8 protein-coding genes and 1 pseudogene are annotated in these 9591 nt (G+C 43.8%); 2 read left to right on the top strand and 7 right to left on the bottom strand.

Translation table 11 applies throughout. The features are described 5' to 3' along the window. Positions 1–187 precede the first annotated feature (187 nt). The gene (locus tag ACZM60_RS13550) at positions 188–1141 is read left to right on the top strand and encodes a DUF4476 domain-containing protein (protein ID WP_340319096.1); all 954 of its coding nucleotides are present in this window, start codon (positions 188–190) and stop codon (positions 1139–1141) included. Between the two features lie 78 nt (positions 1142–1219). On the opposite strand, the gene ACZM60_RS13545 is transcribed toward ACZM60_RS13550, so the two are convergent. The 4 genes from ACZM60_RS13545 to mnmL all read right to left on the bottom strand — a co-directional run bounded on the left by ACZM60_RS13545 (position 1220) and on the right by mnmL (position 5078). Beyond that, positions 1220–2086: a mechanosensitive ion channel family protein gene (locus ACZM60_RS13545; RefSeq protein ID WP_021970894.1), complete on the bottom strand. Its 867-nt coding sequence runs from the start codon at positions 2084–2086 to the stop codon at positions 1220–1222. 27 nt (positions 2087–2113) lie between these two features. Continuing rightward, on the bottom strand, positions 2114–2725 hold the full coding sequence (locus tag ACZM60_RS13540) for an L-threonylcarbamoyladenylate synthase (RefSeq protein WP_340319098.1): 612 nt from the start codon (positions 2723–2725) through the stop codon (positions 2114–2116). A gap of 210 nt (positions 2726–2935) precedes the next feature. Then, complete coding sequence (locus ACZM60_RS13535; protein ID WP_340319099.1) at positions 2936–4123, bottom strand: FprA family A-type flavoprotein; 1188 nt, start codon at positions 4121–4123, stop codon at positions 2936–2938. After that, positions 4113–5078, bottom strand: a complete 966-nt coding sequence (gene mnmL / locus ACZM60_RS13530; protein WP_340319100.1) for a tRNA modification radical SAM protein MnmL/YtqA — start codon at positions 5076–5078, stop codon at positions 4113–4115. The genes ACZM60_RS13535 and mnmL overlap by 11 nt, the downstream gene beginning before the upstream one ends. 594 nt (positions 5079–5672) lie before the next feature. Here mnmL and hemW point away from each other — a divergent pair. Then, positions 5673–6803, top strand: a complete 1131-nt coding sequence (gene hemW, locus ACZM60_RS13525; protein WP_340319104.1) for a radical SAM family heme chaperone HemW — start codon at positions 5673–5675, stop codon at positions 6801–6803. 37 nt (positions 6804–6840) lie between these two features. Here the strand turns inward: hemW and ACZM60_RS13520 are convergent, their stop codons facing one another. The 3 genes and pseudogenes from ACZM60_RS13520 to ACZM60_RS13510 form a co-directional block, all read right to left on the bottom strand. Continuing rightward, positions 6841–7155: a hypothetical protein gene (locus ACZM60_RS13520; protein ID WP_418587038.1), complete on the bottom strand. Its 315-nt coding sequence runs from the start codon at positions 7153–7155 to the stop codon at positions 6841–6843. Between the two features lie 230 nt (positions 7156–7385). Beyond that, complete coding sequence (locus tag ACZM60_RS13515) at positions 7386–8765, bottom strand: TolC family protein (RefSeq protein WP_489521757.1); 1380 nt, start codon at positions 8763–8765, stop codon at positions 7386–7388. Positions 8766–8797: 32 nt separating this feature from the next. Continuing rightward, positions 8798–9496 (bottom strand): annotated as a pseudogene (locus tag ACZM60_RS13510) (efflux RND transporter permease subunit); the annotation flags it as partial. Between the last annotated feature and the right edge of the window lie 95 nt (positions 9497–9591).

Here is a 9591-nt window from a genome sequence, read left to right as displayed (position 1 = left end):
TGCTTAAAGATACAAAATCTTTAGGTAATAACAAAGCCCCAGCTTGTGAAAGTCGGGGCTTTGTGCTAAAAAAGAAGGTGTGCTTTTTGACACACCTTCATTTACCTGCATATTTATAGGATTTTCTATTCGTCTGCCCTTATTTTATTATCTATTTTTGCAACATCAACCAAAAAGAATGAAGAATATGAAGAACTTAATGAAAGCAATCACTATGGCAACCTTACTGGTAGCAATGACCAGTTGTGGACTTTACGATACTGCCGGACAACGTGCCCAACTGATGGAAAACCTGCACGAAGGGATGACGAAACGTGAAGTCGTAGCTATATTAGGAAATCCTGAATTCAGACGTTCCAACAATGGAATAGAACAATGGGAATTTCATAAGACACACTTCAGTGGAGCACAAACAGTTATCCTGCTCGATTTTCGGAACGACAAGGTCATTTCATTCGATTCGTATGACGGAAACTATCCCTCTCCTGCCTACCCACCTATAGCTATTTGCCCGCCTGCTCCTGCCGGAAGCAACTCCTCTCTTCCCGCCTCGACAGACGATCAGGTATGGTTTCGCGAATTATGCCAAAGAGTAAAGGAGAAACCCTTCAAGGACGGACGTCTGGACGTACTCAGAAACGCTGCTCGCCAGTCCGACTTTACGTGTGATGAAATTGTACAACTGATGAAAATATTCAATTCCGACGATGAAAGACTGGAAGCATTGGTCATTCTGGAACCGACGATCATTGACCGGCAGAATGCAGACCGCATTATCAATTCCATGACTTTCATTTCGGGAGAAGAAAAGGCACGAAACATATTGAATACCAAGCATTGCAGCAGTCGCCTATATACTGATGCCGAAATCAATACATTATACGACAGAGTTAAGAACGCTTTTCCATCGTCCGAGCAGTTGAAAACTCTGGAAACAGGATTGAACAGCCGAAACATTACCTGCAAGCAATGTGTCAAGCTACTTTCGATATGTGACTTCGACAGCGAACGAATGAAGTTCCTGCAAGTCATGGCTCCTCATATATACGACTGTCACAACCAGCAGATTATCATCGATACGATGGATTTTCCTTCGGAGAAAGATGAAGTACGACAACTGATACAACGATATTGCAAATAACTTCCAAACAAAAAAAGCATTTTCCACCCCTCTATACAGAGAACGGAAAATGCTTTTTATTTAGATTTTCAATTTAAATCAGTCTTTTGCCTGATGAACAGTGAGCTGCGGGAACGGGAACCCGATACCTTCTTTATTGAATGTATCATACACTACCTGGTTCATGTCGAAATAAACATTCCAGTAATCGGCCGACTTAGTCCATACACGAACCTTAATGTCTACACTACTTGCCGAAAGAGCCCCCAGAGCAATCATCGGAGCCGGATCTTTCAATATACGTTCGTCTGCGTCAATAATACGCTGCAACACCGCTTTTACCTTTTCAAAATCTTCTCCATATTCTACACCGAACACCCATTCAGCACGACGAGTTTCCTGCTTGCTGTAATTAGTGATGGCATTGCTGCTCAAAGCTCCATTCGGAACATAAATCACCTTATTGTCTACCGTAGTCAGAATTGTATGGAAAATCTGAATTTCGCGGACTGTTCCGTTTGCATTCGGTCCTTCAATATAATCGCCCACCTTGAAAGGTTTGAACACCAATATAATCAGTCCACCTGCAAAATTGGAAAGATTTCCCGACAAAGCCATACCGATGGCAACACCGGCAGAAGCAAGCAAAGCAGCAAAACTGGTAGTTTCTACACCCAGCCTGCTCACAATGGCAAAGGCCAGCACCAAGTTCAGCAGTATGCTAACCAGACTCTTCAAGAAAGTCTGTACACTGATTTCCAGTTTTCTCTTTTCCAGAATACGAGAAAGCAAACGTCCGACCTGCTTGATGATAAAGCGTCCGACAATGTAAATGATAATTGCCCCCAGCAGGTCCTTGCCTACCTCTATGCCCCAGTCAAGTAACTTCGACAGCAACTGTTCTACATCTATATGCTGAGAACCAGCACTAAGTAAAGTTGCATTCAGTAAAGATGATAATAACATAGTTGTTTGTTTTTAATGATAAATTATTTATTCTTCCAGTATACCTTTACCCTGTCGGATAATTTCAGGTACATCTTCACAACAATTTATGACGGTAGAAGGTTCAATGCCTCCTATTCCTCCGTCTATTACCAAATCGACTTCCTCACCAAACTTTTCGTCTATCAGTTCCGGATCGGTAACATACTCTATATCTTCGCCGGGACGTAAAGGCAGCGTGGTGGTGAGGATAGGAGCATCGAGCAAATGACATATTTCACGGATTATATTATTATCCGGCACACGGATTCCTACCTCCTTACGGTTTCGGAATATTTTAGGCAACCGGCTGTCGGCATTCAGTACAAACGTAAACGGTCCGGGCAAGTTACGCTTCATCAACTTAAAGGTAGCATTGCTTACACGGGCATATTCGCTGATGTTGCTCAAATCATAACAAATAATGGAAAGGTTGTTTTTACGCGGATCGATGTTTTTCAACTTACAAATCCGCTCGATAGGACGCTCTTTTAATGCGTGACACCCCATAGCATACATGGTATCGGTGGGATAAATGATTATTCCACCGTCATTCAAAATGTCCACAATGTGCTGCAGCACTTCGGGATCATTATTTTTGGAGTATAATTTCTGTATCATAATCACAAATATAATGTTTTTTAGAACACAATGACATTTTTTAGCCACTATTATTCATCACAAGATTTTTTGTCGAAAGCCGACAATCACACCACCCAATCAGACCAACAACTGCACAATAAAAAAAACCGCATCACCACTCAATAATAGAGAGTTTGATACGGTTCCTTTATATTTTACGCTATAAAATTCGTAACGCTTACCAGACCATCAACGGTCAGCTTTCAAGCGGTCGGCCATAGCCTTGGCCAGTTCCTTAGCCTGACGGTAAGTATCTTCTTTCATGCTCTGCTTCATTTCCACCGGATTGCCGACAACCTCGAATTTCAGTTTTTCGGTATATTCACCCAACTTCTTGACAGCAGCACTTGCCCATGTAAACGAGCCGAAATATCCCATCACACGGTTCTTCATTTCGCGGGCAGCTACCTTGCTCAGCAATGCCTCCATTTCAGGATACAAGTGCATGTTGTAAGTAGTACATCCCACAATCAGCCCCTTGTACTTAAAGATATCCGACAGAATAAATGAATGATGAGTCTTCGAAACATTGTGCATTACAATATTCTTGATTCCCTGAGCGCTCAACTCCTCAGCGATGGTTTCGGCCAGCTCCTCTGTATTGCCGTACATCGTACCATAAGCAATAACAACGCCTTCTTCACCTTCGTAACGGCTCATCTTGTCGTACATATCGATAACCTGAGGAATCTTTTCCTCCCATACCGGTCCGTGAGTAGGACAAATCATCTTGATAGGCAGTCCACCGCATTTCTGCAATGCCTTCTGTACAGGGTTTCCAAATTTACCTACAATATTAGAATAGTAACGACGCATCTCGTTCCAGTAAATATCAGTATTGATATTCTTGTCGATGCAACCGCCATTCAATGCACCAAAGCATCCAAAAGCATCACCCGAGAACAAGATACCTTCTGTTTCATCGAAAGTAACCATTGTTTCAGGCCAGTGTACCATCGGTACCAGATAGAAACGTAAGTTGTGGTGTCCCAGCTTCAGGAAATCGCCGTCACCTACTACGTAACGGTCACCTCCCACACCATAATAACCTTCCACCATATCGAAAGTCTTCTTGTTTCCTACCAATACGATGTCAGGATAATATTGTTTAATCAATGCGATAGAACCAGAATGGTCAGGTTCCATATGATTAATAATCAAATAATTGATTTTACGGTCACCGATAACGGCACGAATTTTCTTTAAATACACCTCGAAAAAGGCTACATCAACCGTATCTACCAATGCCACCATTTCATCGTCAGCAATCAAGTATGAGTTATAAGACACTCCATAAGGTAACGGCCAAAGGTTTTCGAACAACGCTTTCGAACGATCGTTCACACCTACATAATGTACTTTTCCTTTAATTTCCATTTTTGTTATCCGAATTAGTTATACTATATATTTCACTACAATGTTTTCCTTGCCATGCATCACGCTCTTCCATCCGGCGTTTCAGCCGAGCCGTAAACTCATGATTCTTCAAGCCCCAGTCGGGCGCAATCAGCAATTCCTTAGGCGACTGCGACACAAACCGTTCCAGAACCAAGTCCGCACGAAGATATTCTATATAGTCAATGACCAGATCAATGTACTCATCGACCGCATATAAATGAAAATCTTCGGGATGCAATGCAAATTCGTGTGCCATACGCGTACCTTTTATCAGTTGCAACTGATGCATTTTCAATGTTGTCAGCGGCAGTTCCGACAAAGCTTCAGCCTGATGAATCAGTTTTGCGGAGTCTTCGCCGGGAAGTCCCAGTATCACATGACCTCCTGTCAAGATACCTCTTCCGGCAGTACGACGAACAGCATCCTGGGTGCAGGCAAATGTATGCCCTCTGTTTATTCTTGCCAGTGTTTCATCATCAGTACTCTCTATACCATATTCTACCAATAAAAATGTCTGCCGGTTCAATTCCTCCAAATAGTCCAGCAATGAATCGGGCATACAGTCCGGACGAGTACCGATAACCAATCCTACAACATCTTCTACCGCTAATGCTTCTTCGTACATCCGCTTCAACTGTTCCAGTTCTCCGTATGTATTGGTATACGCCTGAAAATAGGCGAGATACTTCATTTGAGGATATTTGCGGGCAAAGAACTGCTTTCCTTCCTCCAGCTGGACGCTGACCGTTTTCTCCGTACGACAATATTCAGGATTGAACGTCTGGTTATTACAATACGTACATCCGCCGTAACCTTTTGAGCCGTCGCGGTTGGGACAGGTAAAACCTGCATTGACCGACAGTTTCTGTACCTTGAACGGAAACTTTTGAGCCAAGAAGCCGGCGAAGTCATTATATCGTAACTGTTTATCCATTTGCCTATTATTTGCGAATGCAAAGATAACGGTTTCCAGCGAACTAACAAAAAATGTCCCTCGGCACATACTAAAAATTAGTTACCGAGGGACATTCTATCAGGCAATTTCATCAATCTGCCTGATACAAATCTTCCAAAAATACATCCAGGTACGCACCTCTCATGTTAGTTTTATAAAACCGTCCTTCTTTGTCCAGAATCAGACACATCGGAAATGCTTACAATGGCAAAGTCTTTATACTTTTCATGTATCTTGCGCAAATGCGGTACCTCTCCACGGCAAGAACCGCAGTATTTCTGCCCTACTGCCAGCCCTAACGAAAAGATATTCGCAACGAGATATTCAGAACAAGCAGTAACTAAAGCCCGAACTTATCTCAACACGAACGTGTCATGTTCTCATCACGTATGTGCTGACACCTCAACACGAACGTGACGAGCTCCTGACACGTTCGTAGCAGGTTGAATACAGCTCGTCACTTTTGCATAAAACACAGGAAGGGCATCTTCACCTTACAACTTTATTTGCTGCACATCGGCTGAAATTTACAGGTTCTCATTATTTTTGCACCCGAAATAACAGCAGAAACTCATGGCAGGAATTTATCTTCATATCCCTTTTTGTAAACGTCGCTGTATTTACTGCGACTTCTACTCAACGACACAAAACGAAAAGAAAGCCGCTTATATCAATGCGCTCTGCCGGGAACTGGACCAGAGAAAGAGCTATCTGGAAGGTGAAAAAATAGAAACAATCTATCTGGGAGGCGGAACTCCGTCGCAACTTGAAGCCAAAGACTTTGAACAGATTTTCCAGGCACTCTACCGTTTGTACGAAATTTCCCCGGAAGCAGAGATTACCATCGAAGCCAATCCCGATGACCTGACAGACGAATACGTCGGCATGCTGCGCACCTTCCCATTCAACCGCCTGAGCATGGGTATCCAGACATTTCAGGAAGATATTCTGCGCCTGCTTCACAGACGGCACACGGCACAGCAAGCTGTGGAGGCTTTCAATCGCTGCCGGAAAGCCGGATTCACCAACATCAGCATCGACCTGATGTATGGACTGCCGGGAGAAACACTGCAAACCTGGGAAACTGACCTGCGTCAAGCTGTCAGCATGAAACCGGAACATATATCTGCCTATCACCTGATTTATGAAGAAGGTACCGTGCTCTGGAAACTACGCGAGCAACACCGGGTAGAAGAAGCAGATGAAGACTTGAGTGTTTCGCTCTTCACTCAACTCATCCACAAGCTGAAAGACAACGGATACCAGCACTACGAAATTTCCAACTTCTGCCTGCCGGGAATGCATTCCCGGCATAATTCGAGTTACTGGACTGGAAAGAAATACCTGGGATGCGGACCTTCGGCACATTCGTACAACGGTATCTCCCGACAATGGAACGTTGCTTCGCTGGACAGATACATCGAACAGGTAAATAACGGGCAAACTTACTTTGAGGTAGAAGACCTCGATCTGTATACCCGCTACAACGATTTTGTCATTACAACCATCCGTACTATGTGGGGAATGCAGCTCGACGCACTGAAAGAGCAGTTCGGCGAGAAACTGTACAACTATTGCCTCCGCATGGCTCAACCTCATTTATCACAAGGGACATTGGAGCTTAGCAACAATGTGTTGAAGCTTACGGAAAAAGGTGTGTTTATATCCGACGGTATCATGAGCGATATGCTATGGGTAGATTAGTCAACTCCATAGCTCATTGCCGACTGCGAATTGCCGATTATATTATTTTCAATAAGTCCTTAATGCCAAAGAATAGAAATACCACAATGTAGCAAGCGGACAGAATGAGTGTCGTAAGATGACAGATACGATATGCCTGCGAAAAATCCTTCATACATGTTCCGGAAGACTTTATTTGACCGATAACAATATCAAGGCTGTAAATAAAGAACAATATATAAACCAGAACCATGAGATAAGGTGTAAAAAGTCCATAAGGATAAAAGAGAACAGATTTATCAATCAGGATTTGCCCCATCATAGCCAATAATACAATATTATGCCACCATGACTTTCTTACTGTTTTTTCCATGTTCCAACTAAGGTTAAAAGTTTTATATTTTTAAAGTTATAACATAATATGCAAACAGTTATGCTTGCATGGACTTAATAACATAATTTAACGTGGTTCGTTTCTATTCAATAAAGCGCTCTTTTATGCAGCAATAAAAAGGCAGATTTCTGTGCTACTTATATACAAATTCCACCCGATTCTTCACGAACAGGGTGGAACAAAAAATATGAATATGTTTGTGAGAATTATTAGTAGCTTACACCTCCTCCCAATGCATGATAAAGACTGATAACACTTTGTATTTCCGAATTTATATCGGCAACGATTGTCAGACGAGAAGACAGAAGCGACTGTTGTGCCGTCAGCACTTCCAGGTAATTGGTCGTACCATGTTCCATCAGCAAACGGGTATCGTGAACGGCAACCGACAGATGTTCAACCTGCTGTTCATCAAGTACAACCTTCTGCCGGGCGTTCTGCCATTGATTCAAGGCATTATTTACTTCTCCACCCGCATCGAGAAGCGTTTGCTGGAATTGCAGCAAAGCTTCTTCCCGCTGTGCCTTCGATATTTTCAGATTAGCAATGTTTTTACCTCGGTTGAAGATAGGTTGTACAAGCGAACCGATAGCCTGAAACAACCAGTTACCGGGATTGGAAACAACAGCTCCGGCACTGTTTGTCCAACCGGCTGAGCCGCTCAAGGTGATACTTGGATAGAAATTCGACTTTGCCTGATTGACTCCGTAAAAAGCCTGTTTCAACTCGGCTTCTGCCTGCATGACATCGGGACGGCGTGACAGCAACTCCAGCGGTATGCCCACCGAAAGTTTCTGCGGAAAACGCTGACAATCGAGAGAACTGCGTTCTATATGCTGAGAAGACCATGCCAGCAGCGAACAAAGTGTATTCTCCATTTCCACCATCTGCTGCTTCAAGTCGAGCAAGGAGGCCTCTGCTCCCAAACGGGAAGCTTCTGCCTGACTGACAGCCGCACGGTCTGCCTGACCGGATTTCATCAGTACGCGCAAGCTGTGAATATATTCTTTCCAGTTTGTTATCGTTTCGGATGTAATGGCAATCTGCTCATCCAGCATCAACAACGTATAATAGCTTTCGGCTACCGTGGCAATCAGCTGAGTCTGTACCGCCTGCCGGTAAGCAACACTCTGCTCCAGTGCTGCCTGTTCACTGCGCTTGGCATTGGTCAGTTTGCCAAACAAATCGATTTCCCAGCTTGCCGAACCTCCAAGAGTATACGTCTTACTGGTTTGTCCGCCCTTCACCTTACTTAAAGAGCCTTCCGGATCAAGCTGTACGGAAGGCAAATAAGCCAACCGTGCCGATGTCAGCGAAGCCTGCGCCTCCTCTACTTTCAACCTCGCCACATTCAAGTCCGTATTGGCCTCCAGTGACCGGGTTATCAGCTTTTGCAACAATGTATCGGTAAACAACTCATGCCATTCCAAATCTGCCAGCGAAGATGTGGTGTCTATCTCCGCAGACATTTCTCCGAAAAGCGAATCCGTCTTCACCTCCGGACGCCGGTACTTATTGTAAATACCGCAACTGCTCAACAGTAGTAGTGCAATGGCGAAAGTCAATATATAATTGGTTCTTTTCTGCATATCACTTTATATTAATAGCTACATTAAAAACATTAGTTCCGAGCGACGACTTCTTCACCGTCCTCTTCCCGATTGTGCCGGGGCATTACCCGCTCCTCGACAACCTGGAAAATCATGAACAGTACCGGAACGATGAAAAGCAACGCCAATGTTCCGACCAACATACCTCCTACGGTACCCACTCCCAATGAACGGTTTCCGTTGGCTCCGGCTCCCGAGGCCACGATAAGCGGGAACAAACCGATAATCATGGTCAAGGCAGTCATCAGAATAGGACGCAAGCGAACGCCCGCTGCCGAGATAGCTGCCTGAGCGATAGTCATTCCTTGCTTACGACGGGCAGAAGCATATTCCGTCAACAAAATAGCCGTCTTAGAAAGCAAACCAATCAGCATAATCAATCCTGTCTGCATGTAAATATTATTGTCCAGTCCGAAGCATTTGGCAAAAAGAAAACTTCCCATCAACCCGAACGGGACAGACAGGATAACTGCCAGCGGAATAAACAGACTCTCGTACAAAGCGCACAGAATCAGGTAAACGAACAAGACACAAATGATGAAAATAATAGTCGTATTACTCGAACTCTGATCCTCTTCACGTGTAATACCACTGAACTCATAACCGTATCCGGTAGGAAGCGTCTGTGCAGCAACCTCCTCAATCGCCCGAATGGCATCTCCCGTACTATATCCGTCGGCCGGCATTCCATTCACCGGAATAGAAGTATACGTGAGTTCGGGATAAGAAAGTATCTTTAAAAGTTGGTAATCACCGAATTATTTTGTATATTTAAGTCTGACAAACAATTAATTACAAATTAACA

This window comes from Phocaeicola sp. (genome assembly GCF_057861905.1).
Note: the sequence above shows the minus strand (reverse complement) of the source record. Positions and strands in the feature narration are given on the sequence as shown.

Excerpts from the sequence above, each read along its gene's own strand:
- ACZM60_RS13515 (WP_489521757.1), bottom strand. The coding sequence starts at position 8,765 with ATGCAGAAAAGAACCAATTATATATTGACTTTCGCCATTGCACTACTA.
- ACZM60_RS13540 (WP_340319098.1), bottom strand. The coding sequence starts at position 2,725 with ATGATACAGAAATTATACTCCAAAAATAATGATCCCGAAGTGCTGCAG.
- mnmL (WP_340319100.1), bottom strand. The coding sequence starts at position 5,078 with ATGGATAAACAGTTACGATATAATGACTTCGCCGGCTTCTTGGCTCAA.
- hemW (WP_340319104.1), top strand. The coding sequence starts at position 5,673 with ATGGCAGGAATTTATCTTCATATCCCTTTTTGTAAACGTCGCTGTATT.
- ACZM60_RS13535 (WP_340319099.1), bottom strand. The coding sequence starts at position 4,123 with ATGGAAATTAAAGGAAAAGTACATTATGTAGGTGTGAACGATCGTTCG.
- ACZM60_RS13520 (WP_418587038.1), bottom strand. The coding sequence starts at position 7,155 with ATGGAAAAAACAGTAAGAAAGTCATGGTGGCATAATATTGTATTATTG.
- ACZM60_RS13545 (WP_021970894.1), bottom strand. The coding sequence starts at position 2,086 with ATGTTATTATCATCTTTACTGAATGCAACTTTACTTAGTGCTGGTTCT.
- ACZM60_RS13550 (WP_340319096.1), top strand. The coding sequence starts at position 188 with ATGAAGAACTTAATGAAAGCAATCACTATGGCAACCTTACTGGTAGCA.